Annotated in this window: 22 protein-coding genes; 8 read left to right on the top strand and 14 right to left on the bottom strand. The window is 46.6% G+C overall.

Annotation, left to right across the window (positions count from 1 at the left end):
• Positions 1–18 precede the first annotated feature (18 nt).
• Together ODZ53_RS20870 and ODZ53_RS20865 are read right to left on the bottom strand one after the other, a co-directional pair.
• A complete protein-coding gene (locus ODZ53_RS20870; protein WP_372679722.1) occupies positions 19–3,150 on the bottom strand; it encodes an efflux RND transporter permease subunit in 3,132 nt (1,043 codons plus the stop codon).
• A gap of 38 nt (positions 3,151–3,188) precedes the next feature.
• Positions 3,189–3,572 (bottom strand): MarR family winged helix-turn-helix transcriptional regulator, encoded by a 384-nt coding sequence (locus ODZ53_RS20865; protein ID WP_372679720.1) that lies wholly within the window; start codon positions 3,570–3,572, stop codon positions 3,189–3,191.
• A 228-nt stretch (positions 3,573–3,800) separates the two neighbouring features.
• Between ODZ53_RS20865 and ODZ53_RS20860 the strand changes: the two genes are divergently transcribed.
• Together ODZ53_RS20860 and ODZ53_RS20855 are read left to right on the top strand one after the other, a co-directional pair.
• Complete coding sequence (locus ODZ53_RS20860; protein ID WP_372679718.1) at positions 3,801–4,964, top strand: sensor histidine kinase; 1,164 nt, start codon at positions 3,801–3,803, stop codon at positions 4,962–4,964.
• A gap of 35 nt (positions 4,965–4,999) precedes the next feature.
• Positions 5,000–5,707 (top strand): response regulator transcription factor, encoded by a 708-nt coding sequence (locus ODZ53_RS20855; protein WP_372679716.1) that lies wholly within the window; start codon positions 5,000–5,002, stop codon positions 5,705–5,707.
• Between the two features lie 70 nt (positions 5,708–5,777).
• Here ODZ53_RS20855 and ODZ53_RS20850 read toward each other — a convergent pair whose 3' ends face one another.
• Together ODZ53_RS20850 and ODZ53_RS20845 are read right to left on the bottom strand one after the other, a co-directional pair.
• The gene (locus tag ODZ53_RS20850) at positions 5,778–6,254 is read right to left on the bottom strand and encodes a GNAT family N-acetyltransferase (protein WP_372679714.1); all 477 of its coding nucleotides are present in this window, start codon (positions 6,252–6,254) and stop codon (positions 5,778–5,780) included.
• On the bottom strand, positions 6,235–6,945 hold the full coding sequence (locus ODZ53_RS20845; protein WP_372679712.1) for an MBL fold metallo-hydrolase: 711 nt from the start codon (positions 6,943–6,945) through the stop codon (positions 6,235–6,237). The genes ODZ53_RS20850 and ODZ53_RS20845 overlap by 20 nt, the downstream gene beginning before the upstream one ends.
• 311 nt (positions 6,946–7,256) lie before the next feature.
• Between ODZ53_RS20845 and ODZ53_RS20840 the strand changes: the two genes are divergently transcribed.
• Positions 7,257–7,565 (top strand): DUF3139 domain-containing protein, encoded by a 309-nt coding sequence (locus tag ODZ53_RS20840; protein ID WP_372679710.1) that lies wholly within the window; start codon positions 7,257–7,259, stop codon positions 7,563–7,565.
• Positions 7,566–8,172: 607 nt separating this feature from the next.
• Here the strand turns inward: ODZ53_RS20840 and ODZ53_RS20835 are convergent.
• Positions 8,173–9,900, bottom strand: a complete 1,728-nt coding sequence (locus ODZ53_RS20835) for an amidohydrolase (protein WP_372679708.1) — start codon at positions 9,898–9,900, stop codon at positions 8,173–8,175.
• Between the two features lie 274 nt (positions 9,901–10,174).
• On the opposite strand from ODZ53_RS20835, the gene ODZ53_RS20830 reads away from it, so the two are divergent.
• Both ODZ53_RS20830 and ODZ53_RS20825 read left to right on the top strand, forming a co-directional pair.
• The gene (locus ODZ53_RS20830; RefSeq protein ID WP_372679706.1) at positions 10,175–10,624 is read left to right on the top strand and encodes a MarR family winged helix-turn-helix transcriptional regulator; all 450 of its coding nucleotides are present in this window, start codon (positions 10,175–10,177) and stop codon (positions 10,622–10,624) included.
• A complete protein-coding gene (locus ODZ53_RS20825; RefSeq protein ID WP_372679704.1) occupies positions 10,612–12,228 on the top strand; it encodes an MDR family MFS transporter in 1,617 nt (538 codons plus the stop codon). Before ODZ53_RS20830 ends, ODZ53_RS20825 begins: the two co-directional genes overlap by 13 nt.
• A 38-nt stretch (positions 12,229–12,266) precedes the next feature.
• Here the strand turns inward: ODZ53_RS20825 and ODZ53_RS20820 are convergent, their stop codons facing one another.
• Together ODZ53_RS20820 and ODZ53_RS20815 are read right to left on the bottom strand one after the other, a co-directional pair.
• Positions 12,267–12,413: a hypothetical protein gene (locus ODZ53_RS20820; protein WP_238351883.1), complete on the bottom strand. Its 147-nt coding sequence runs from the start codon at positions 12,411–12,413 to the stop codon at positions 12,267–12,269.
• 1 nt (position 12,414) lies between these two features.
• On the bottom strand, positions 12,415–13,170 hold the full coding sequence (locus ODZ53_RS20815; RefSeq protein WP_372679701.1) for a metallophosphoesterase family protein: 756 nt from the start codon (positions 13,168–13,170) through the stop codon (positions 12,415–12,417).
• Positions 13,171–13,201: 31 nt separating this feature from the next.
• Between ODZ53_RS20815 and ODZ53_RS20810 the strand changes: the two genes are divergently transcribed.
• From ODZ53_RS20810 to ODZ53_RS20800, 3 genes are all read left to right on the top strand, one after another.
• A complete protein-coding gene (locus tag ODZ53_RS20810) occupies positions 13,202–14,272 on the top strand; it encodes an SMI1/KNR4 family protein (protein ID WP_372679699.1) in 1,071 nt (356 codons plus the stop codon).
• A 167-nt stretch (positions 14,273–14,439) separates the two neighbouring features.
• Positions 14,440–14,997, top strand: coding sequence for an RNA polymerase sigma factor (locus tag ODZ53_RS20805; protein WP_372679697.1), 558 nt, complete (start codon positions 14,440–14,442; stop codon positions 14,995–14,997).
• On the top strand, positions 14,994–16,739 hold the full coding sequence (locus tag ODZ53_RS20800; protein ID WP_372679695.1) for a DUF4179 domain-containing protein: 1,746 nt from the start codon (positions 14,994–14,996) through the stop codon (positions 16,737–16,739). The genes ODZ53_RS20805 and ODZ53_RS20800 overlap by 4 nt, the downstream gene beginning before the upstream one ends.
• Before the next feature lie 55 nt (positions 16,740–16,794).
• Here the strand turns inward: ODZ53_RS20800 and ODZ53_RS20795 are convergent, their stop codons facing one another.
• The 7 genes from ODZ53_RS20795 to ODZ53_RS20765 all read right to left on the bottom strand — a co-directional run bounded on the left by ODZ53_RS20795 (position 16,795) and on the right by ODZ53_RS20765 (position 25,119).
• The gene (locus ODZ53_RS20795) at positions 16,795–17,328 is read right to left on the bottom strand and encodes a GNAT family N-acetyltransferase (protein WP_372679693.1); all 534 of its coding nucleotides are present in this window, start codon (positions 17,326–17,328) and stop codon (positions 16,795–16,797) included.
• A 12-nt stretch (positions 17,329–17,340) separates the two neighbouring features.
• Positions 17,341–17,958 (bottom strand): TetR/AcrR family transcriptional regulator, encoded by a 618-nt coding sequence (locus ODZ53_RS20790; RefSeq protein WP_372679691.1) that lies wholly within the window; start codon positions 17,956–17,958, stop codon positions 17,341–17,343.
• A 157-nt stretch (positions 17,959–18,115) separates the two neighbouring features.
• Positions 18,116–18,640 carry a DUF6933 domain-containing protein gene (locus tag ODZ53_RS20785; protein WP_372679689.1) on the bottom strand — a complete coding sequence of 175 codons (525 nt, stop codon included), beginning with the start codon at positions 18,638–18,640 and terminating at the stop codon, positions 18,116–18,118.
• Positions 18,637–21,819, bottom strand: coding sequence for a hybrid sensor histidine kinase/response regulator (locus tag ODZ53_RS20780; protein WP_372679687.1), 3,183 nt, complete (start codon positions 21,817–21,819; stop codon positions 18,637–18,639). Before ODZ53_RS20780 ends, ODZ53_RS20785 begins: the two co-directional genes overlap by 4 nt.
• A gap of 70 nt (positions 21,820–21,889) precedes the next feature.
• Positions 21,890–23,038 (bottom strand): ABC transporter permease, encoded by a 1,149-nt coding sequence (locus ODZ53_RS20775; protein WP_372679685.1) that lies wholly within the window; start codon positions 23,036–23,038, stop codon positions 21,890–21,892.
• A complete protein-coding gene (locus tag ODZ53_RS20770; RefSeq protein WP_372679683.1) occupies positions 23,035–24,165 on the bottom strand; it encodes an ABC transporter permease in 1,131 nt (376 codons plus the stop codon). Before ODZ53_RS20770 ends, ODZ53_RS20775 begins: the two co-directional genes overlap by 4 nt.
• Before the next feature lie 15 nt (positions 24,166–24,180).
• Positions 24,181–25,119 (bottom strand): ABC transporter ATP-binding protein, encoded by a 939-nt coding sequence (locus ODZ53_RS20765; protein ID WP_048031181.1) that lies wholly within the window; start codon positions 25,117–25,119, stop codon positions 24,181–24,183.
• Positions 25,120–25,162 lie beyond the last annotated feature (43 nt).

Genomic DNA, 25,162 nt, shown 5'->3' with positions numbered 1-25,162 from the left:
ATGGTTCCTCCTCTTTTCTCATGCATTTGTCGATTCTAACGTGGTACGGATTTTCTTTTCCTGCTTTTGCTTGCGTTTGTTGCGTCTCTTTTGTCCCATCTCATCAAACCATACGGTAACCACAGGTACGAGTATGAGCGTGATCATGGTGGAGAAAATCAAGCCATACATGACGGTAGTAGCCATGGGCGCTTGCAGTTCTAAACCAGACCCAGCAGCAACGGAGAGCGGGGCAATGGCCATAATCGTCGTGAGGGTTGTCATCAAAATTGGACGCAGACGAGCAGGTCCTGCATGTAAAATCGCTTCATGTAGCTCCCAACCTTTTGCACGCAACTGATTGATCAAATCGATTAACACAATCGCATTGTTCACGACCAGACCGATCAGCAAAATGTACCCGATCAAAACCGATACGGTAATAGGTGTTCCTGTAAACAAAAGCCCCAATATGACTCCAGTAAGGCTCGGAGGAACCGAGAACATGATGATAAATGGACTGAAAAGTGATTCAAACTGAGCAGCCATGACCATGTACACAAGCACGACGGACAAGATGATCGCGAGACCCAGATTCACAAAAGAATTTCCCATATCCTCGCTCTGTCCGCCCATTTCGATGGTGTAGCCATCCGGAACATTCAGCTTATTGATGATATTCGTAACCTCCGTCGCGGCCGCTTGCAGGTTATCCCCGATCAAATCGCTTGTGACCGTCACTTCACGCGTCATGTTTTTGCGCTCAATCGATGGTGGTACTTCGACTTTGCTAATGGTCGCTACGGAAGTGAGACTGATTTGAGCGCCTGTTGGCGTGGAAATACGCAGGTTCTTCAAGTAATTGATATCTTCCTTATAGTCTTCTGGCAGCTTGAGATTGATATCAATTTCATCTTCACCCGTACGATACTGGGTAACCGTTTGACCTTGGAAAGAAGTTCGCACAGCAGAAAGGATTTCATTTGTTGTCAACCCGTACAAGCTCGCCTTCTCTGTATCGACCTTCACATCGAACTCCTGACTCATTTCCTTAACACTGGTAGATACATTCATCGTTCCCGGTACCTTGGCTATTTCCCCTTTTACAATCTCACTCAGTTCGGTTAAGACGTCCAGATCATCTCCGCGAATTTCAATCGAGATGGCTGCTCCGCCCCCCATACCACCGGAAAGGGATTTCACCTTGATATCTGCTCCTGCTATATGCTTGACTTGCTCTTGCAGGCCCACAGCAATTGCCTCTGTCGATCGCTGTCTCGTAGTAATCTCTCCTACGTGAAGTTCGATCGTTGCGTTATGAGAAGTAGATGCACCGCTCTCTGAAATACCGTCGCCACCCCCGACCGAGGACTTGACCAATTTCTTTTCTGGCACTTGATTGACCACTTCTTCTACTTGCTTCATTACTTTTTCTGTTTCCGTCAAGACAGTACCCTTCGGCAGCTTGATCTCTACTTGGATTACTCCTTGGTCCATATCCGGGAAAAACCCTGCTCCGAGAGTGGGAACTAGCATCAATGAGCCAATCAACATGGCAAAAGCAGATCCAATCACGGTTTTTCGATGACCCAATGCCCATTTGAGAACCCTTTGATAGCCCTTTTCCACCTTATGAAATCCGATGTTAAACCAGGTTAGTGGATTAAAGCCTCGATAGTTTTCATGATTTGTATGCTCCGGGACAGTTTTTAACAGGCGCGCACTCATCATTGGAACCAGCAAGAAGGTGAAAACGAGTGCTGCGATGTGTGAGAAAACGACCGTCAATGCCAACGGTGCGAAAAGCTCAGCAACAATACCCTCTGTCAGTGCAATCGGTAAGAATACGCAAATTTGTGCCAATGCGGATGCCATCACCGCAGTTCCTACCTCTTTGGAACCAACCAATGCCGCTTCCATCATGCTTTTACCTTGTTCCCGCTGACGGAAAATGTTTTCCAGCATAACAACCGCGAAGTCCACTAATGATCCCAATCCGAGCGTGAGACCTGCCAGGGAAATCAGGTTGATTGTTTGACCTGTCATATACATCAAGAGGAAGGTTGATATGATCGATACAGGCAGGACAATGACCGCAATAAGCATAGACGACAGACTGCCCAAGAAGAAGAACAGCATGAGTACGCCAATGGCACCACCTGCAAGAGCATGTACTACCGTGTTGTCAACGGAGCTCTGGATATAGGTAGAGGTATCGAGAACGATACTTGTTTCTACATTTGCTGGAAGCGTGCTATTAATCTTCTCCAGCTCAGCCTTTACGTCTTTTGCGATTTTGATCGTATTGCCGCCTGTGCCTTTCATCACGGAAATTCCCAGGCTTGGCTTTCCATCAATGTAGCTCAAATTGGTCACTTCTTTGATGGTGTCTGTTACGTTGGCAATATCACTCAATCGGATGAAGCTCCCACCGACAGAGATCGGCGTGAGTGCAATGGTGTCCACATTGGTGAATTCTCCTTGCACGCGAATACTGGTCTTTGCGTCACCTTCCCGTATCGCACCCGCTGATCCTGATACATTGCTGTTTTCTAGTGCTGCCTTTATTTGATCCAATGTCAATCCATAGGCGGCTAGTTTGGCTGGGTCTACAATGATATCGACAATTCTCTCTTGCCCACCAGTGACCGTGACAGAAGCAACACCGTTAATTCGTTCCAAACGGGCCTTGATTACATCGTCCGCGATTTTTTTCAGTTTGTTGACATCTTGATCGCCAGTTACAGCCAGATCAAGTATCGGCTGACTTGTCGGATCAAATTTCAACACCCTTGGTGAACCAGCTGACTCAGGCAAGCTCCCTCGGACCAAATCTACCTTATCTCGCATATTCAACGTCGCTTGATCCATGTCTGTTCCCCACTTGAAATGGACGATGACCGAGGAGGAGCCATTAACAGAGGTTGATGTGACCTTGTCTAAATTCGGAACCGTGCCTAGTGCATTTTCGATCGGCTTGGTAACCAGCTTTTCTACCTCAGCTGGAGCCGCCCCCTCCACAGAGGTAACAACTACGGCGACAGGAGCATTCAGCGATGGCATTAATTCAATAGCCAAGCGAGGAAAGGTAACCAAACCAAAAATGAAGATGGCTATGGATATCATAATCATCGTGACCGGACGTTTAATGGACAGTTCTGATATATTCAAAATTTTCTCACCTCTTCGTTTATAGGGGGCTCAGCGTATCAGCTCAGTATTTCTTTCTCCAAAATAAGCGCTCGCAAGGAATGCAGCGATGTAGGTGTACAAGCACTTCCTTCTTCTTCCGTCCAATTCGCTGCTACACGCTCCGTCAATGCTGCCCACACAATTCTCCGATCCGATTTATCACGAAATCTGCGCACCAAGTTCATTTGTTCCAGCCGACTGATTAAACCTGAGGTCGTACTATAGGAAAGATCAATCGCCTTGCTGATTTCTCCCATTGTTTTCGGGCTGATCGCAATTTGCTCCAGAATGAGAACTTGTTGCCAGGTGATATCACTTGAATCCAATGCTTGCATGGAAAGTGTGGAAAATACGGTGCTCGTATCTCTTAGAATCTTCGCTAACTGAAACAGTTCGTTCATAAAAGCCTCCTACCCAATCTCTATTTTTCGGACTATCGTTTGGGGTGTTCCCCTCCATAGATCAAATTGTACTTATACGATTCGTCCCCGAAGTCTATCGGGTAGTCAAATTGTGGAATTTGATTTTATCTATCCAGAGATAGAAGACCGTACACCCGGAGATAGACGACAGCGCATGCTAAAATGAAAATATAATGGGTACGTATACCAAGAAAGGAGGTTGTCTTCTTGAACGCTTCAGCTGCATCTTTCCGTTCCCGTTTCCTGCTCATTTGTTTTTTTGTATTGATCTCATTTTTTCTCATTCCAAGTGCATACATTCATGAGCCCACCATTCCATTTATCATCTCGATGATCATCATCTTCTGCTTCCTGCTGATGTTTCTCAGACCCAAAAAGAATTGGAAACCATTTCAAAAAGACATCGCCATTATCGTTATTGGTACCGTGTCATTTATAAAGGTTCTATATGTAGGGCAAGAGGTCGGTCTATCCTTGCCATTGGTGGCATTTATTGGATTTCACATTCTTGAACGGCGAGCATTGTACTATGCAACTTTTTTTGGTTCATGCTCCTTTTCTTACATGTTTTTTCTTAAAGACTATATGTTTGAAGAGGTTATCGGCTATATCGTGACCTATATCGGATGGTATCTCGGGGCACGAGGTCTATCTCTTCAAAATCAAGCAAAGGAATCGAGTCAGCAGCATCTGAAACAATTGCAAAAGGCACATGTCGAACTCCAGGAAGCTCATTCTGAACTTCAAGAGGCCTCTGTGAATACACTTCGTGCCGCTGTCCTCGAGGAGAGGACCAGAATCGCCCGTGATGTTCACGACGCTTTGGGACACAGTCTCACATCGTTAATCGTTCAATTGAATGCTTTGAAATACATGCTGCAGGGTGGACCGAGTGACGCACAGGAGGTTGTCCGAGACATGCTTACGGTGTCTAAGCAAAGCCTCGATGATATACGCTCGTCTGTACATACATTGGCTGCAGACAAATCCTCTCTGGGAATCACACCACTGCGTATACTCTTGTCACGAGCCCAACAGCATACCGACATCAAAATGCAGCTGATCAGTCCCAATCCAGACATTCCTCTCTCTCAGCAGATAACCATTACGCTTTACCGGATTCTCCAAGAAGCGATTACCAATTCCATACGACATTCTGATGCAACAGAGATTTTCATCACGATTGAAAAAAAGCAAAACTATCTATACCTGGCTATTTGGGACAATGGGAATATAACGAATCATCATCAAATCAAGCTGGGCTCTGGTTTAACAGGTATCGTCCAACAAACCAAGCAATTAAACGGAGACCTTTCCTATTCCATTCGAGAGCCCCACGGCTTTCAAATTGACATCAGCTTTCCGCTTTAATAAACAAATAGCGATAAATACGGAGGAATGCCAGCATGGAAAATCCAAACAAAAAAGAGACCATTCGTGTTGTCTTAGTCGATGACCAAACGATGATCCGTCAAGGATTGGGATATGTCATCAAAATGCAGAAGGATATGGAAGTAAGCGGGGAGGCTTCTGATGGAGAAGAAGCCGTGAAGATCGTCGGAGAAATCATTCCTGATGTAGTCTTAATGGATGTACAAATGCCGAATATGTCAGGAATCGATGCAACACGAGAAATCACTCGCCTCCATCCTTCGATAAAAGTATTAATCCTCACTACATTTGACACGTACGATTACATCGTAGACGGTATTCGCGCCGGTGCTGTCGGCTATATGCTAAAGGATTCCGATTCACAGGATATGTTGGATCTCATTCGCAGGGCCCATCAGGGAGAGGCACTGTTCTACACGGCTACAGCTGCCAAGGCTCTCGCGGAGGTTCTACAATTTCAACAAAAGAATCACGAGCCTGACTCTGATGCTGACTGTGACTCTGCGCTTCCACCCCTTGTCATGTTTGATCAGTTGACCGATCGAGAGCGGGACGTACTTGAGCAGCTATCCTACGGTAAACGTAACGATCAAATTGCGCAGCACCTGCTTATCTCAGGGGGAACCGTCAAGACGCATATCCATCGGATTTTGCAGAAAATGGGCGTAGAAGATCGTACACAGGCAGTTGCCAAGGCAATCCGGTATAAAATCGTGAAATAAGGAAGAGAAGCGTAAAAAGCCCAAGCATTTTACATGCTTGAGCGTTGAAGCTGCTTGGAATAGACTGCAGCTATTCCACACTCCGTTCCTTTTCGATTTCTACTTCCAACAACGGCAATGTTCTGCCCGGGAAAACGGTAGATGCGATTTCTCCTACGCACTTTGCCCCTCTCGACAAGTAAAACGGTTCTGCGTAGGGGTCGCTGTGGATGGTGACGGCTGGGATATCCAGCTTTTGTGCCACCTCCACCATATGCTGCCACAGAGCCTTTCCGTAACCTTTTCCAACTGCCTCCGGTTCCATGAACAAATAGCCTAATAGCCACTGCTCTTGCTCTGCATCCTTTTCCAAACTCATGAAGCCTTTGATGCTACCCTCGTCCTCTAACACATATACTTCCTGCGTCTTGATATAGGCAGGTGATAGCGTCAGGTCATCGCGACAAGCCTCCATGAATTCATCACTGTATCCCCAATAAGCTTTGGAGCGATAGGCAAGCTCACTCAGTTCGCTTGCTTCTTTTCCTTTACCTCTGCGGATGTTCATCTGAATTCATGCCCTCCTTTGCTACGATTTCCGCTAGACGTTGTTTGATACCCCCTGTACAAACACCGCCGTGATAGGCAATCACTGTCTCTATATCGAACTCAAGCAGTTTGCGGATCGATTGGAGAGCTGTTGTTTGATCTGGCGTGAATTCGGGATTGAAAGGCATCAGTACCCCATCTTGTGCTGTGAGGGCGTCTCCTGAAATCAACGTCTTGCTCGGAATATGATACAAAGAGATGTGATCGGGGGAATGACCGGGCGTATAAATCACCTGGATACCTCCACAGTAAGGGAGAACATCGCCATCCTGTACGGCATGATCCACTTTTACCGGAGGGGCCAGTACCCCACTTTTGATCAAGGGCGTTTCTCCTGCCAGATACGGAATCGCTACCTCGTGAGCAACCACCTGTACGCTTCCTTTCTTTGCTGCTACTATTTCAGGCAAGCTGCCGATATGATCCCGGTCTTGATGGGTAATGATGATTTTCGTCAATTTTTCAAAAGGAATCGCTTCTTGCGCCAGTACGTTCTGAATCAGCTCCAATTGTCCGGGGATGCCTGTATCCACAAGAATGGCTTCATTCTCATCCCATAGCACTGCGGTGTGGACGACGAATGGATTGCCTCCTGCGTTTATCTCCAGTTTGATCGTTTTGATTCCTTCTGTTTGGGTCAAATCGGACACCTCCACATTTGCTTGAATCTGAATGGTATGAATGATTCCCTAAAAGAAGGGGATAATCCTCTCCCTTCCCGTTTGTTGGTCCATAAAAAATGGCCATTTAGAATTTACGGAAGACATATGGAAAGAAGGCTTCTTTTTTATATTTTTCCCTTTATTTGGGGTATAATCGAGATACAGCGTGTATATCTCGGTTGAACCCCCACTTGGAACGATCCCGGGTCCTTTTGGATGAACGTGAATTATACCGTAGTCCGTTCCTACATTGTGGTTTATCAAAGGCCATATACAATCACTTTTGGGGGATAGCGAATATGAACAAAAAAATAATGATTATAGTTTTCCTAGGCTTAATCCTTATCTCTGTTCCAGCTATATATGTTCAAGGAACCCTATTAAGCTTAGAGAATCAGGTACGCCAACATCTCATTACCGAGAAAAATATTGATGAGAAAACAATAGTTAGTGTAGGTGGCGTTTTTGGGAAGCTTCCGCTCTATAGTGTAGAAGTTATTTTTGCTGATGAACCCGATGTAAAATACTTTTATACTGAAAAAAACGGAAAAATAATAACTTTACATTCAACGCTTAAACCCAAAGGATACGAATACAAACATAATTGAGTCCCCGGACACTGGTACTACCCCACCCCCTGTCACCTCAGCTTTATTTGGTCCCGATCATAGGCATTATGAAAACATACGTCTGAATCCTCAATTCCGGGGCGTTTTTCTCTGTTTTGGGGGATTATCCCTTTTCCGATTATGTCCTGCTCATTTAGCGAAAAGTGGTCGTTCAAGGGTATTTGCGGATGCGTTCGTGTAATGTTTCTAATTCCTGTAAGCACCCTGGATTTTCAGTGTTACAGCGTCTCGACCGTCAAGGGAGAGTATTTTGGATGCGCTCCTTGATTACACTTAAATTAATCAATGAGTTCATCAATACACGGGTTGTCTCCTGCACCATATCCCTTAAACCATGGTGACACCGTTTTTCGATGAAATCTCTTGGTAGAGGTATCAAGTTGTAAAAAAAACGAGCCTGTAGAATCGTAAAATGTACCCTATAGAGTAGACACTAAAAAAGTCACCCTATAGGGTACATTTTATTGCTTCTAAGGCTTGTTTCGCGTTCAGGGAGAGATAATTTTCCCCCCCTAAATTTTTTGTTGTTTGCCAAAACACAACTTTTTCAGCTGCCTCCTAAACAAGGACAGCCATTTTTCCCCTCTTACTTTGCTTCCTTCTGACGATAAACTTCCTTGCCTTCAACCAAGGTCAGCACGACTTTTGCATCCTTGATTTGAGTGGCTGGAATTTTAAACAAGTTTTTATTGATAACGATAAGATCAGCCTTCTTGCCGACTTCGATCGAGCCTGTGATGTCATCCACGTGGTTGGCGTAAGCACCATCAATCGTGAAGCTGGCGATCATTTCTGCAAGCGTTGCACGCTCATCCGGGTTGGCAATTTTGCGTGGATCGGTTACACCCTCCTCGATCCGGGTAATGCCTTGTTGAATGCCGTGCAGTGGATTGAATTCTGGCGTTACGATGTAGTCAGACGAAGAAGCTACATGGACCCCTTTTTTCAGGAAGCTCTTCATCGGGTATTCTTTTTCTGCGCGTTCGTGGCCCAAGTACGGCACTTCGATTTCATCGTAGTAGCCCTCTTCCTGCATAAACCAGAATGGCTGCACGATTCCGACTGCACCCAGCTTTTTGAAGCGCTCGATGTCTGGCTCATTGACCAGTTGCAAGTGAACGAGCGAGTGGCGAGCATCATGCTTGCCATTTTGTTTTTCAGCGAGCTCCATACCGTCTAGTGCAATGCGGGTAGAAGCATCCCCGATGGAATGAATGTGCAATTGGAAGCCTGCCTTGTCTACTGCGGCAGCAGTTTGATTGTAAACCTCTGGCTTCCAGATTAATTCTCCGTTTGTTTCCTTATGGACATACGGCTTTTCCAGGTAAGCTGTGGCGCCTTCTACGACTCCATCCAAAAAGATTTTGACGGCGTTCACCTGGAATAGCGGATTTTGATTTTGATTACGCTCACGGATTTTTACAAATTCCGCGATCTGCTCAGGTCCTTTTTCTGGGTTCGCTGTCAACGCATTGCGGAAGCGAATGGTCAGCTTGTCCTCTTTCGCGAGCTCCTCGTACGCTTCCAAGACGTTCGGATAGCGCAGCATATCCGGGTCGCGCACTGTCGTTACACCGCGTTCAACGGCTTTTTCCTGGTAGGCTTCAATTCCGGACTTGTATTGCTGGACGGTGTATCCCCCGATTTTTGAAAGCACCAGATTCATTGCGCTTTCACGCAGCGTTCCAGATGGTTCTCCTGTTTTCGGATCGCGCTCGATAATGCCGCCCTCAGGGTTTGTCGTGCCCTTCGTGATTCCAGCCAACTTCAATGCTGCCGAGTTCACCCACAAAGAATGTCCATCGTCGGAGGTCAGCGCGATTGGCGTCGTTGGCACGATTGTATCCAATACTTCCTTGCGCGGACCAATACCAGGCACTACCGGATTGCTCCAGCCGCGTCCTTGCAATGTTGGTTCGTTTGGATGCTCTTTTACGAATTTCCCGATGGTCGCAACGTATTCCTCGACAGAGCCTCCGTCAAACAAATCAATGGAGTAAATGAGTCCCGTCGTTTTGCTTGCATGCGTATGACTGTCAATAAAGCCCGGCAATACCATTTGTCCTTTCAGATCGATTACTTTCGTATTCTTGCCGATGTGTGCTTTCGCATATTCATCTGCACCGACAAAGACGATTTCATCACCGCGAATGGCCACTGCCTCTGCCCAGCTGTTCTTATTGTCCACTGTGTAGACCGCACCGTTCGTTAATACGACATCTGCTGGCTGTTTTGTCTCTTGGGCGGCAAAAGCCGACATCGGGCTCATCAGCGCTGTGGCGAGCAATGCGCTGGTTAATTTTTTCCCAAACACGTTAAGATCCCACCTATCTATTTATCTAAGATGAAAAGAATGCCAAAACTGATTGTAGCATCGCAACTCTGAAAATTCCATGAAGTCCGGTCGAAAAATAGTATTTTTCCCCGATTTATGCCGAAATTGATCACATAATGACCACCTGAATTGGTCAAATTGGTAAAAGGTTAATTTGACTCTCCTTCATGAATCGATGTATACTCATAAATGTTTTAGGGGGTAAATATTTAACACCGTATATAATTAAGCAATGAAAACAGGAGAGGGTTCGATGCAAAGCCAAGTCAATTTTGAAGAACTTTATATACAACTCCAACGAAAGGTTTCCGCTGAGTCACACAAGCGTTTGGACCCACTCGTATCAGGATCACAAGCGATGCTTTTGCGAATCCTAGATATGAGCGGTCCGCAGAAAGCATCTTCTATTGCAGTACGTATGAGCATTACCCCCGGAGCCGTTACGAGTCTCGCTGATAAATTGATTGCTTGCGGCTATGCCACGAGAAATCGTGACAGTACGGACCGCCGCGTCGTGCAACTGGACATAACCGATCAAGGAAAAGATATCCTGCGGCAATACAAAGCCGTGGTGAGGAGCACGATTGAACAGTTTTTTGCAGGCGTATCTGATGAAGACAAACAACACTTAGTCCGCATCTATCACCAGGTTCTGAAGAATATAGATCAACAAAGAGAGGAGCATCAAGATTGCAACAGTTAACAGAGAAAAAGAAAGTGACGATTATGATCGCGATTATTACGGCCATGTTTTTCGCCGCGATCAACCAGACCATTATCGGGGTTGCCATGCCGCGTATTATTTCGAAGCTGGGTGGCATGGATTACTATTCGTGGGCGATTACGATTTATTTGCTGACCTCAACCGTCGCTTCTGTACTGGTTGGGAAGCTCTCCGATATATATGGAAGAAAACCGTTTATTTTGACGGGTATCGCGTTGTTTAGTATCGGAGCATTGTTGTCCGGGTTTTCTACCGATATTTTTCAACTGATTACGTATCGTGGTATTCAAGGGGCGGGTGCCGGGATCATCATGTCCACTGCTTTTACCGCCATGGGAGATCTGTATGCACCTCGCGAGCGCGCCAAATGGGGCGGAATCATGAGTGCCGTCTTCGGCGTATCCAGTGTGCTTGGTCCTCTGATGGGCGGCTATATCGTCGACCATCTCGACTGGCATTGGGTGTTCTGGATCTTCTTGCCGATTGGCGTAATTGCCTTTCTGTTGATCATGATTCATTTCCCAAAAGTACCGAAGCAAGAAGGAGAGTCTGTGGATTACTTCGGCTCGCTGTTCCTGACACTTACCATCGTACCGATGCTGCTCGCCTTCTCATGGGCAGGTAATGGCCCAGGCAAACACGCTTGGGGCTCGTGGCAAATTATTGGCTTGTTTGCCTCCACAATCATTGCGTTGATCGTGTTTATTATGATTGAGAGGAAAGTAAAGACTCCCGTGCTTCCGCTGGGCTTGTTCAAAAACAGTATCTTTACTGTCTCTAATCTGGTCGGATTCTTCCTCAACGCGGGGATGATGGGCGCTATCATTTATGTGCCATTCTTTGTCCAAGGGGTCAAAGGCATCTCTCCGACGATGGCTGGTTATGTAGCGATGCCGATGTCGATTGCCATGCTCGCGACCTCTGCAATCGCCGGACAAATCATGACCAAGACGGGAAAATATAAAAAGATGGCGCTGGGTGGACTTCTCGTCATGACCTTTGGCATGGTGTTGATGTATTTCATGTCGCCAACCACACCGATTTACTTGCTCGTGATCTACATGATTATTCTCGGTTTGGGGATCGGAATTGCGATGCCGGTCTTCTCCTTGACCGTGCAAAATGCAGTCGCACCGCAGCAATTGGGTGTTGCTACAGCAACGTCCCAGCTTTTCCGCAACCTCGGTGGGACCATTGGAATTGCTGTCATGGGAACCGTCATGAGTGCCAGCATGACTGCGAAAATGACGCAGCTGTCGGGAGCCATGGGTCAGGTGAACAATCCCGCTGCAGCCGATCCTGCTCTGGCAGAGAAGCTGTCGCTCTTTACGAATCCGCAAAATTTGTTGGATCAGCCGAAAATTGAAGCCACGCTGGCTAGTCTGCCACCGGATTTGCAGCCGCTGTTTACTCACATGCTGGATATGATCCGGGAAGCGATGAGCTATGGAATTACGACTACGTTTTTGACTGGGGCGATTGTAGCAGGTATGGCTGTCATCATCGCGCTGTTCCTGAAGGAAATTCCACTGCGTAGTGGGAAGATGGGACAGAAGCCTGAGGGCGAAGCAGGAAAGGCTTAATAGGGAAAAGGAAGAGGGCGCTTGTCCTCTTCCTTTTTTCATGGGGTATGGATTTGCTGTATGAGCCAATTTCTCGCTTCTTCTCCGGCAAGAATGTCTGGCTGCTCGACGGTACCGATATTAATACTTATGATAGTAGCTTCTTCTAAACCGGTTACTCCTTTTAATTGCGCTCCTCTAAACATGCTACAGCTCTGCTCTTCCCGTTCGGATCGCATACGCATAGTCTCTGCGTCCGTTTTCTTCCGCTCTTCTCGCTGCCTTCTCGAAATCATACGGAACCAATACATGCTCCACAAGCCACGAGCCACCTTGTGGTTTTACCGTGACGTACTTGGCATGCGGGGTTTTCGATTCCATCGAATGCGGGTACGGCGTCTCTTCAAAATACGCTGGCAATCCGACACTCCCCGGATTTACTACGAGCTTCCCATCTGGGAGCCACACGGATTTGGGCACATGAGAGTGTCCGCAAAAAATGACTTTTTGTTGGATACCTGTCAGCTCAATCATTAGCGCATTCGCACTTTTGTCTTCTATTCCGTAGGGAGCGACGTTCTCCACTAAATAGACATCATCGGCAAAAGGTGTTCCGTGGCAAAATAACAGATCATCCTGTGTCCATTGTTTTTGGAATGACCCGATCCAGCTGAGCATTTCTTTTGTAAGCAGTGGTTTCACGTATTGGAAGGTAATTGACTCCATTTGCTCTCCCAGTAAATATCTGTCACAATTACCCATGATGTGGATGATTTCAGCTCGCTCCATCAAGAGCTCTGCTGTTTTGATCGGATCAAGCGGCCCGAATAAGGTATCGCCCAAATTCACAATGGTTTCAATTCCGCGGGAATCTATGTCGTGCAGAACAGCTTCTAATGCATAGGCGTTGCTGTGTACGTCAGAGATCACCGCGATGGAATGGTTGTTTTGGCTCAAGGTCATATACTCCTTTACAATTGAGGTGCTAGACAGGATGAAAGATACCTCCCCCAAAAGCGCGTTCATTACAAAGGTCGAAGAAATGCTGGATCAATACCACAGCCTCTATGACGGAAATTGTCCGTATGTTTTGAATGAACGATTGACATTGGAGCAAATCGAACAGTTCGAATCCTCGGCTCACATAGTATTACCGCAAGACTACAAAGATTTCCTGCTCCACATCGGAAATGGTGGGAAACACGCCAAACAGTTCCCCTTGTCCTTGTCACATGCAACGGGGTGTTTGGAAGAAAGCTTACGAAAAACTGTTGGCTTAGAATATATGAGTCTCCCCTTTTCCTTGGACAATTGCAACCGTTGCTTTGACGATGATTTAGACGAGACAGAAGACGATACGATTACGGACAATGGATATGATCAGATGATTACGGAGGCACTTCACGGTACCATCACCCTACATAACGATGGTTGCGGGTATTTTATTGTCATGATTGTATCAGGTGAGCTTGCCGGAAAGCTGTACTACATCGATACCTGTAATGGACAGGGTGCGCGTTTCGTCAGTGATTCGTTTGCAGCGTATTATCTCAAATGGCTCAATCAGCAGATGACCCGCAGATTGGCCTACTTGGAACAAAACGACAAGTTTGAATGCGTCATTACCGATGTGAAGCTTGGCGGAAATGTTAGGGATTTGCACGTACGCAAGCTAAACAATGACTTTTTGTTTCAGTTTGAATATTTTTGCCCGGGTGATTTCATGCTTGCGGGGGGATATTCAGAGTATACCAAGGTCAACGATCACCTTGTCGTCTCCCTCTACATGGAACATGTATCATTTAGTGCTTTAGAGCTGACCCCACTGGATAATAGTATGGAACCATCCCTTAGCCATATTGGAGATCGCTCCTTGCACGAGGTCATCGGGCGTGTAAACAGATTATTTACGCACGATATTGGCGGAAATCACTTCCCGCTGTATGTGGAAGGACTGGAGCAAGAGATTTTGATTAAAGGTGCAAAGGATATAGCTGTTTCCGTCGGCGATGTTTATAAAATTCGAGGACGGTTGAGTGGCGAGGTTTATCGGATTACACGGTAAAATGGAAAGAGGATGCCCTTCTAGCGAGTGAAGAACGGCATCCTCTTCCTATGCCATTTTCTATTTTTATAAAAAAGTTTGAGAGGGGTTTCCCCTTCGTGTCGTCTATAGTAGTGAACAGCAAAACGGAAAGCTGCGCAGCACCTTTTTGCAAGGAGGTAACAAACATGCAGGACGATCGAGAGGTCATTGCGGAGGTTCTTCAAGGAAATAAAGAGGCTTATGCTCTGATCGTCAATAAATACAAGGGAAAAATCGCTTCGATTCTCCAGCGCACGCTCCATCATTCTCATGATGCCGAAGACATGGTGCAGGAGGTTTTTATCAAGGCGTACTACAGTCTGCCAGATTATAAACCCAATTGCTCCTTTTCTGCCTGGCTGTATCGAATCGCGATCAATCGCGGGATTGACGAGCTGCGGAAACGAAAGCGGCTGCCTTCCGTAACGGAGATGGATGTCGAGGTCAAAGACGAATGTCCGATCCCTGAGGAAGATTATCTGGAAAAAGAACAGCGTCATGCTTTGCGACAGCAGATGATGGCACTGGACAAGAACCACAGGACGATTCTCGATTTGCATTATCTTCAGCATTTAAGCTACCGAGAGATCGGCAACAAACTATCTTTGTCCGTAGATACCGTGAGAATGCGCCTTTCCTATGCCAGGAAAAAGCTGCGAGACCAGCTAAGCAAGCCGGAGAAAAAAGGGGGCACCCCGCTTTGAATTGCCTTACGCAAAGACAGCTGATCGCCTACATGGAAGATCGTTTATCGCCAATGAACAAACGAAATGTCGAAAGTCACCTCGATCATTGCACACACTGCCAGCACCAACTGGAGCAATGGATCGATGAGCTGCACCAAACAGAAGAAACGATGTGGGAAAACTCCCTCTCACCAAATATGGATCAAAAGATTATTCAGATGCTCTCCCCTCATCCCGTGAGAGTATTGAACCCTGCTACACCTACACACCAACCACCCACGTGGAAACAAAGGAGTATCACGATCATGAAAAGAATGACGCTTGCCGCCGCTGCATTAACCATCGTCGTCTCGGGAGGAATGCTCGTCTCCCCGACCTTTTCCAGTTATGTCCATGCTGCTTTTACGAACAGCCCGATTGGCAAGGCTGATCCTGTAGCACCTGTGAGCAATAGCTTACTAGAAAAATTAGCGGACAAAGGAATTGCTCAAGCAGCCAAGAATGGATTCGCGCAGTCCGTTGATGTAAGTGCGACCGATCAAGGCCTCACTTTTACCGTGCATGAAGTGGTGGTTGACCCGCTGCGTATTAGCATAGCAGCTTCTTTAAAAGACAAGAACGGCAAGGCATTAGACAGCTTTATATCGGAAATGGTGGGTAGATCTAACAAAGAGCCACTTATCATCATCAAAGACAAACAAGGAAACATCCTTATACCCTCTAAGGAAGAAAATGCTCAATACCCCAATAAACAATGGGATCATTCCATGTTTGTCGATAATGGTGTTATGATCTTGGATCGCGAGCTGCGAAGCTATTTTGATGATGTAAACAAGGTGCCAGACGAGCTGATCGTAGAGTTTAACATCAAGCAACTAGATGACATCAAGGGGAACTGGAAGCTGTCCGTACCTGTCGATATGAAAAAAGCAAAAGCAGCAATGAAGACACATGAAATTAACAAAGCCTACACGACCCCACAAGGACTCAAGCTGAACGTCAAACAAATTACGTTTGCGCCAAGCGGAGTGGAGATGGTCATTGATCGAGCCCTTGCTGCTAACGAGAATAACGCATACAGCTATGAGCTGGTGAACGACAAGGGCACAGTGGTCGCTGCTTGGGATTCGACTGCGGTTATTCATGAAGCCAACAAAAGAAGTAATGTGACAAGGGATGTGAAATGGGAGCATACTCAATCCACCGAGAGTGGAGCAAGAGACTTTCATTACTTCTATCCAATCGATGAAAGCCAAAGCCTTACCTTCAAGCTCGGGTCTGTTTATACAGAGGAATCCGCTAAGCTTAACGCCAAGTTGGACACCAATCGCCTCGAAAAGAAAGAAGTCATCACAGTGGAAGACCAGGGAGATCAGTTTACTTTCAAAAAACATCAAAAGGATCCAAACGCGGTCGTTGATTTTGAAGGCTATGACGGGTATCACCGCGTAAATGACGATGGGTCTACCACCAAAGTGGAGGGCTACCACCTGACATTCGAAGCAACTCTCTCTCCAGATACTGCCGCTATGGGTCCATATCAATACTGGACCATTACAGACGAGACTGGGAAAAAGTACGAAGACGGAAACTACTTGATCGACAAGACTGAGTATGAAAATGGCCGGGCGATTTTTGGCGGTTCCATCTTCTTGGAAAACCTCACATCCCTGCCTAAACAACTGATCATTACTTCCGAGAAACGCATGGTTGAACACAAAAATGTAGAGTGGGAAGTACCGATTTACGACGGAAAATAAGAGACATCTTCATACGCAAGAGGCTGGTGGTACCCATCGTACCCCCAGCCTCTTTTCATGAGATATATTCCTGCTGCAAAATTCCCATGTGGACAATATCATGCCATTTTCCCTCTCGAAACAAAAACTGCCGCGAGATCCCCTCCTGCTTGAATCCGAGCCTCTCATATAGCTTGATCGCCCTTTCGTTAAAAGAAAAAACACGCAGCGATACCCGATGCAGATTCATTTCCAAGAATGCATAATCCAGCAGCAGCTTCAGCGCTTCTCGTCCATACCCATCTCCCCAATACTCCTTCTCCCCAATATCGATGATGCACTCCGCATTGCGGTTTTTCAGGTCGATTTGGATGAGAGAGGTAATCCCGATCGGTCGATTGGTTTGGCTGTCTACGATCATATAGCTCTTCGAGGCGCTTGCATGCAACATGACCTGATTCACAAACCCGTTCGTATCTTCCCACGTATAGACGTCCATGGACGGATTCGTTGTCCGCATGACTTCTTCGTCATTTCTCCACTTGTGGTAGACGTCCACGTCCTCCCCCGTCATTTTTCTCAAATAAATTCTCTCTGATTGAAACAACATTCGTACCCCTCCTTATTGAGTCGGTCCCAGCATCGCTCTCAATGAAAACAACAATGCTTCTATCTGCTCGGGCACCTTCGTTTTCTCTGCGCCCAAATGCGCAGTATCCAGCATCAGTCCATCGATAACCGAGATGAGATAGCGAGCGATCGCCTCAGGTGGTAGCTGTGGCTTGAACTCACCTGTCGCTGTCCCATGCGCGAAGAAAGCTGTCAACACGTCGACCATTTTTTCATAGCGAGTCGTGATGTATGGATAGCTCTGTTGCTTTTGCTGATCCTTCAGTGACAGGAAAAACTCTGAGTTGGCTTTGGACAGTGTTTGATCGATTTTCTCGATCTCGCCCTGTTGCTTGTTCACCCATTTGGTGATTTGCTGCCAAGACCTTTCACCAGCAACAGGCGCGAAAAATTGTGCATCCTGTTGATCCTTGAATTGCAGCAGCTCCAAATATAAGTGCTCCAGGTTATCAAAGTAGGCATACAAGGCTCCTCGTGATACGCCAGCCTCGTCCATGACGTCTTGCATGGTGGCCCGTGTATAGCCTTTTGTGATGAACACACGTTTTGCTGCTTGCAGCAGTTCGATTTTCTTTTTGGTTTTGTATTCGTCGCTTACTTTTGGGGCCATGGGGGTTGGGGTCTGCCTCCTTTGAGCAAAATATACATAAGTGTCGTTTTTCTTTCTAACAAAATTATAAACGACATTATTGTCGTTTTTCAATAAATAAAAAAGAAAAAGCATCCTACCTACTCATGAGAGTATGTGGATGCTCGCCGTTCTTTCGCTATGTGTTAACCATCGATAAATTTTCTAACGCGTATTGCATCGCATCGCGTGGAAATATTTGCGGCAATTTAGACATGGGATATTGATTCGACAATCGATTGATTTGATTCAATTCCTCTACACCCATTTCCCTTACGTTATTATCCATATCGTATCTTGCCAGCAAAATCATGTCGTTCAATTGACTAATAATGCTTCTATCACTTGTCTGTGTGAAAGTGGCCTCACCAGCATGATAGAAATACTTTTGAATTAACGATTGCTCTATACCATCCGCGATAAGATTCTCAGAGATTTTTTCTAAAAATATCTGATCAAATCGTTTAAAGTCTGCTTTCTTTAACCCATAGAGGATGAAATTGTATCTGGTCACATTATTCATCACGGCTACACACTTCCTGCGATTCAGTATAATCAGGTGGGCGTGCCATCTGTATAATGGCTGTGAGACCATTTTCTCTTTATCAGATAATGTTACAGGTAGTTCCTCTGCAAGCTTTTTGGTGCATTGGATGGTAATCATGCCTGTTCACCTCGATGTTTTTCAGTTAACGCCTGATCCGGTATCACAAACGAAACCGTCGTTCCCTCCCCCGGCTTACTCGTGATGGCCAAGCCCTTCCCATACATTTGCGTCAGTCTCCGATTCGTGTTGGACACGCCAATTCCGCCTCTTTCCTTCTTCGACAAGTCGAGAATCTGCCGCACAGTCGCTTCCTCCATCCCGATACCATCATCCTTCACCTCAAAAAGAGTGGCGTTCTTTTGCCGGACGATGCGGATATGGAGAGTTCCCCCCTCTATTTGGGTAAGAAGACCATGGTTGATTGCATTCTCCACTAACGGCTGAATGGTCAGTGGCGGGATGAGGAGATCGATACCAAGCTCAACCTCCCACACGATCTGTAACCGCCCGCCAAATCGTTCCTTTTCAATGTAAAGATACGCTTGGACGAGCTCCAGCTCATGGGAGAGTGCCACTTGTTTTCCTGTATTCAAAAAGTCAAAGCTGATATGCAAGAAGGCGGTAAACGCATCCCCGAGTTTACGCATCTTCTCCGTATCAATGTCACTTAACGCCATAATCGAGCTAAGTGTGTTGAACAAGAAGTGCGGGTGAATCTGCGCCTGCAAGTAGGCAGCCTCCATACGCAGTCGTTCATCGACGGTTTGCTTGAGTGTCGTCAACGACCAGACGCGGTATTTCAGCTCCATGCCATCGACTGGTTTGCAAACATAGTCATTCGCACCAGACAAATACCCGGTGTATACATCCTCGGACTGGCTGCGCGCCGTTAAGAGCAAGATCGGAAGCTCAGAAACAGAGAAATGCTCCCTAACCCTTTGCGTCAGCTCATAGCCCGACATATGGGGCATCATGACATCAATAATAAGCAAATCCCACTGCTCTGTAAAAAGCAGATCGAGCGCGTCTCTTGGCGATGCGCACGTAGTGATTTGATAATGCGAGGAGGAAAGCATTCGATCCAGCACCCTTAAGTTAACCGGGTCGTCATCGATCGCCAATATGTTCGCCTTTCTTTCTACAAACGCATGCGCAGCCGTTTGCTGAACAGCCAAGATATCTGGAGCTTCACTCTGCCCCATCTGATTAATAGCCGTCACTTGATTGCTCATATCCATCTGCTCCACATATTGGCTCTCTGCTGCTTTCATCTCATCTGTACTAACCGCGGGCAGCTCGAAGCGAAATACCGAACCTTTGCCCGGTTCAGAGTCGACTCTTAGCTCCCTATCATGCAGCTCGACCAGCTGTGCACAAATAGCAAGGCCGAGGCCAATTCCTCCGCTGTCATTCGTTGCTTGAGCTCCCTGCTCATACGGCAAAAATATACGTGCCTTGGTAGACTCATCCATCCCGATTCCTGTATCGGTTACATAGATCGCCACCTGTCCGTCCATGCTCTTAGCCGAAACGACGACAGATCCTTCTTCCGTGAATTTCAATGCATTGTGAACAAGATTGAATAGAATCTGGACTAGCCGCTTCTCATCTGCCAAGATTGGCGGGATGGACTCTGGTATGTCCATTTTCAGTTGAACAGGCTTGCCTTCTACCATGTAAGCGAGCATGCTAATGATGCCGGAAACAACCGATTGAATATGCAACGGCTTCTTCTGCAACACGATATGCTTGTCCTGCAATCGTACGACATCTAGCAAATCATCCAATAAATGCGACATTCTGCGGCTGATCGTGATTAAGAGCTCCATATCCTGCGTGCTCCGACCACCCATGACATGCCTTTCATTGTTGACGACAGTCTGGGCGATATTCAAGATGCCGTGCAACGGCGTCCTCAGTTCGTGGGAGGTATGGGCGAGAAACTGGTCCTTGAGCTTGTCCGCTTCTTTCAATTGCTCCGTTAGCTTTGCTTTTTCCTCTGAATTGCGAAAGAATCGCTTGAACCAGTAAGCAGAAAAACTGACAAGTGCAGCAATCAGGTCCAGCGGATAATACACGTACTTGATATCGATCATTTTATATTCGACGATGGCGGACCATATGACATTGGACAAAATACTCGTTGCAGCAATGAGCAAAAACACAGCGTCATTCTTGTTATGCATGAGCATGCGGCTGATTTTGAAAATAAACAGCAACAACGGGCCAAAATAAATAATGACTAAAAATGGCGTTCCAGCTAATATATACACCCATTGTGCTGTTCCCAGTACGATGACTGCCGAATAAAGACTGAGTACGGAAAGATATGCCCGAAACGGCTTGGAGTATTCTTTCTCTCCCTGATCTGATAAACTCCTGACCAATAATATCATCAGCAGAGGCTGCCATATGTAGGCGAGCACTTCTACCTTGATCGACCATGTATAATCGATCGGGAGCCAAAGTAACAGCAAATTGTCATAATCAGAAACAGTCCTTATCCCTACGCAGGAAAGTAACAGAAGAAACACCAGAAACTCTTTGTGGCGGGCATTCAATACGTACAGGATGCCGGCATACAAGCCATGAAGCAACAAGATGAGGAAGGTTGCCATCTGGAAACCGATAGAATACCAGCGTTCGGTGTCAACAGCGGCCTGCGCCCCGAAGTAAATCGATCTGACGATGCCTCCTTCGATTGGATTATGAAAGTTGGCCGTTCGGACAAGCACTTCAATGACCTTTGCATCACCCGCAATGTACGTAGCCGTGAAGGATGCCTTCTGCGGCGTGTACTCCTCCGCTGTTGTCGCAGGCACTCCGATTCTGGCTAATATCTCTCCGTTAACCTCTACGATAGAAGATGCTTCCACTTGCGGAACCCATAAGGTGTATGGCTGATTTAGTGGTTGATCGACCAAAATCCGCAAACGGTATGTACCATAGCCATACGGTGAAGGAGAGGCCCTGGAAAAAGCGCTGCTCCAATTGCCAGGCACTTGAAGGTACTGTCGTTCGTCATTCGATGATTGCTTGAAATCTTCATGCGTGCTGAAAGAATCAGGGTAAAACTCCCATTCCCCATCCAGTGAAATGGACGGGGAATTTTCAAAGTCCCACCCGCGCATATCAAGAACCCCTTGAATCGCCTGCGGATGATCTGGTGACACATGAAACGAAAACCAAATCGTTCGAAGACCTAGGAGAAATGCTAAAAACAAGAGAAGAATCACAAGATGCTTACTTATGAGTGCTTTTAAATGACTCCGATTATAGTTGCTTTGCTTTATCATAGTAAGATCATCTTTCGACACGATTCGAATTATCCCTTGTCAAATTACAGTTCACCCCGTCCAATTTATCTCACACAAACTGTCTGCTATCGTTATTCCGCCCAAACCGATAGATGGCGATCAAGGAAAAAACCGTAGCGAATGCGAGCAAAATAGCGATGTTCAAATACAAGCTCCCCAGACTATACCCTTGTTGAAGCTTATTCACCGCATCGAGCAACCAATGCTGAGGCAAGAATGTTGAAATTTTGCGCACGGTGTCTGGCATGATTTCCATTGGAAAGAAACAGCCGGCCAGGAGGCATGACGGTACAATGATCAGGTTGGAAATCGCTCCAGCACCTGCTCTACTCTTCGCAAAGGCAACGGTCATCAGAGAAAGGGCGATTGCCCCCAGCGCAAACACGAACAACGGCAGAATCATTTGACCATACGAGACGCCTGCATCTATGCCGAAGACGTTTTTCATGACGAGCAAGGTCACGATGATTTGCAGCAGTAAAATAAACATGTTGACGATAATATTCGAGAATACATAGGATCTGGCCGACATCGGCGAAGAAAGGAGACGCAAAAAGGTGCGATTCTCTTTTTCTTTTAAAATGATCTCTGACATGTTCACCGCTGAAAACATCATGAACATAATGAGGAATCCAATCGATTGATTCGTCATGCGCGTCACGTTTGATGTGTCTTGAAGCGTTACCGTATGGAGCTTGTAGCTTTGCTCATGGTAGGCCGTATACAGCTTCGTGAACTTTGCCTCATCTGCCTGTGCCACTTTTCCAATCGCGGCAAGATTGCCGATATAACTGTGCAGCATGGCCTTCACGTAGGCAGTTACCTGTTCACCCTTTACGGATACCATATTCAAGTGTGCCGGCGCCCCTTTTCGAACACTAGCAGCATACCCTGACTCGAAAACAATTCCGCTATCCAGCTCACCAGAAACGATTTGTTCACGCATCGTTTGTTCGTCGATGACTGTGACTTTGATTGATTCCAATCTCTCGATAAACCGGATCGTGTCCTGCGTGATCACCTGGTCCCCGTCCTGATTGATAATTCCTACATGGATCGTGCCGCTACCTGCATTGCTGTACAGGGTAAGAGACAATAGAACCCCAGCGATCGGTAAACCCAAGTAAGTGAACCAGCTTTTTTTACTCCGAAACGTCTCCATCAGCGTTTTCCGAATTAGCCATAGCATTTCATTCATACGAAAGCACCCTCCCGTCTGCGCATTGTGATAACAGAAATGATGATGAACGCCGTAGCGATGCTCACATTCATCGCAATCGCAAACCATGCGCCTCTCGTATTGTCTGTGTAAATGATTTGCATCAGACCTGTATTCGCCCAGTGAAGGGGAGAGAACTTGGACAGGAGGCCGAAGAAACCAGTTGATTGATCAACGGGAAAATAGGCACCGCCTACAAAGGAGGCGACCTGCGTAAAAATATTGTTGATTGACCTTACCCCTTCGCCTTTGAAAAGAAAGCTGATCCCCAGACCCAGGCTGACCGCAAGCAGCACCTCTGTCAAAAGCACGAGGATCACCATTCCGTAGTGGTTGCCCCAATCAGCTTGGAACACGAACTTGCTGACTACGAACACGACAAGGACGAAGAACAGATTGACGAACGTACTGCCGATAATTTTGCCAGTAAAAATGACACCTTTGCTGACAGGTGCTGCCATTAATCGTGTGGATGTTTTGTTCGTTCGCTCTCCGGTGAACAAATAACTCGCAGAGAACATCGAGTAGAGCGCAACCATGGTCGTCATCGCAATCGCGTAATAGTCGATTGCCCCCGGTTTTTTATTGGGATTCAAGGCCGTTTCATGAATAAAATCATCACGGTGTTCGATACCCTTGACTATTGCCGAACCAGATTCGGGATCTACCTGATAAGCTGCGGATGCGAGCGAGTACCGATCTGCAAAAACGGTTAGCATCCCCGCGAGGATATTGCTTCCTATCGCATTCTTGCTACTTCCATAAAACTCAATCCCCGCATCGCTGACGACTGCGTACCCCGTATAGCGATCCGCGCGAACTTCCTCCTGCCCATCCATGCCTGAACTTGCTTGCGCGACCTTCACTCCTTTATCATCCAATGCTTTGATAAACGAGTTCCACGCCGTAGACATTTGCGCATTCGTCCCGTTGCTTTTATACAGCAAGCGCATGTCTCCTACGGTCCTCGTATCGTCGAATGCGTTGGAAAGGGCGGAGCCTAATATCAGCATCAGGATGACGGGAAGCGCTAGCATAAACATAAACGTTCTTTTTTCGCGAAGGCTGGACTTGATTTCTTTTACAGCGATATTCCATATGTTCATGGCAAAGCCCCTCCTCTAGTCTCGCAAGTTTCGACCGGTTAAGGTCAAGAACACAGTCTCCAGATTCGGCGCTTGCTCTTCCACGGAGCGGATTTCTACCTGATCCTTGATGAATTGTTGAATGATCCGGTTCAGGTTGTTGATCTCCGTTTTCGATACGATTTTGATCGTATTCTCTTCTTGAAGCACCGCATTCACACCAGGAATCGCCTTAATCCCTTCGAGGTTTAATGGTTCATCTGCTCTGACCCCAATCCAAATTTCCTTTGCGTCAGTAATAATCGCTTTTAGCTCCTCTTTCGATCCTTCTGCGATGACTTTTCCATGATCGACAATGGCAATACGGGTGCAGATTTCTTCGACTTCCTCCATGTAATGGCTCGTATAAATGATCGTGCAGCCCATGTCGTTTAGCTTGCGTACCGAATTCAAGATATAATTGCGCGAATGAGGGTCAATCCCGACAGTAGGTTCGTCCATGATGATCAGCTTCGGCCGATGGGCAATGGCACAAGCGATGTTTAACCGACGCTTCATCCCGCCAGAAAAATTTTTGGGAAAGCTAGTAGCTTTGTCGCCGAGGCCTACGAATTCAAGCGCCTCTTCTGTCCGTTCGCGAAGCAGTGATCCACGCAGTCCGTACAAACCAGCAAAAAACCTCACATTTTCATAGGCAGTCATATCCTCGTAGATGGCAATATCTTGTGGCACGATGCCGATGTTCATTTTGGCGAATTTGCTGTGCTTCTCAATGTTTTTTCCCAGCAGGGTAATCTCGCCCTTTGTTACGCGCAACAGGGAGGCGATCATGTTGATGGTCGTGCTCTTCCCCGCTCCATTGGCCCCCAAAAAACCAAAGATTTCTCCTTCACGTACGTTCAGAGACATATTGTCGACGGCGACGAAATCACCGAATTTTTTCGTTAACTGACGAATTTCCAATACATGACTCACGTAACTCACTCCCTTCGTGGTTATGTCTGCATTGTAATAAAAA

The sequence above is a fragment of the Brevibacillus sp. BD137 genome (assembly GCF_041644655.1).
GTDB lineage: Bacteria > Bacillota > Bacilli > Brevibacillales > Brevibacillaceae > Brevibacillus > Brevibacillus brevis_D.
This window is presented reverse-complemented; position numbering and strand designations above follow the sequence as displayed.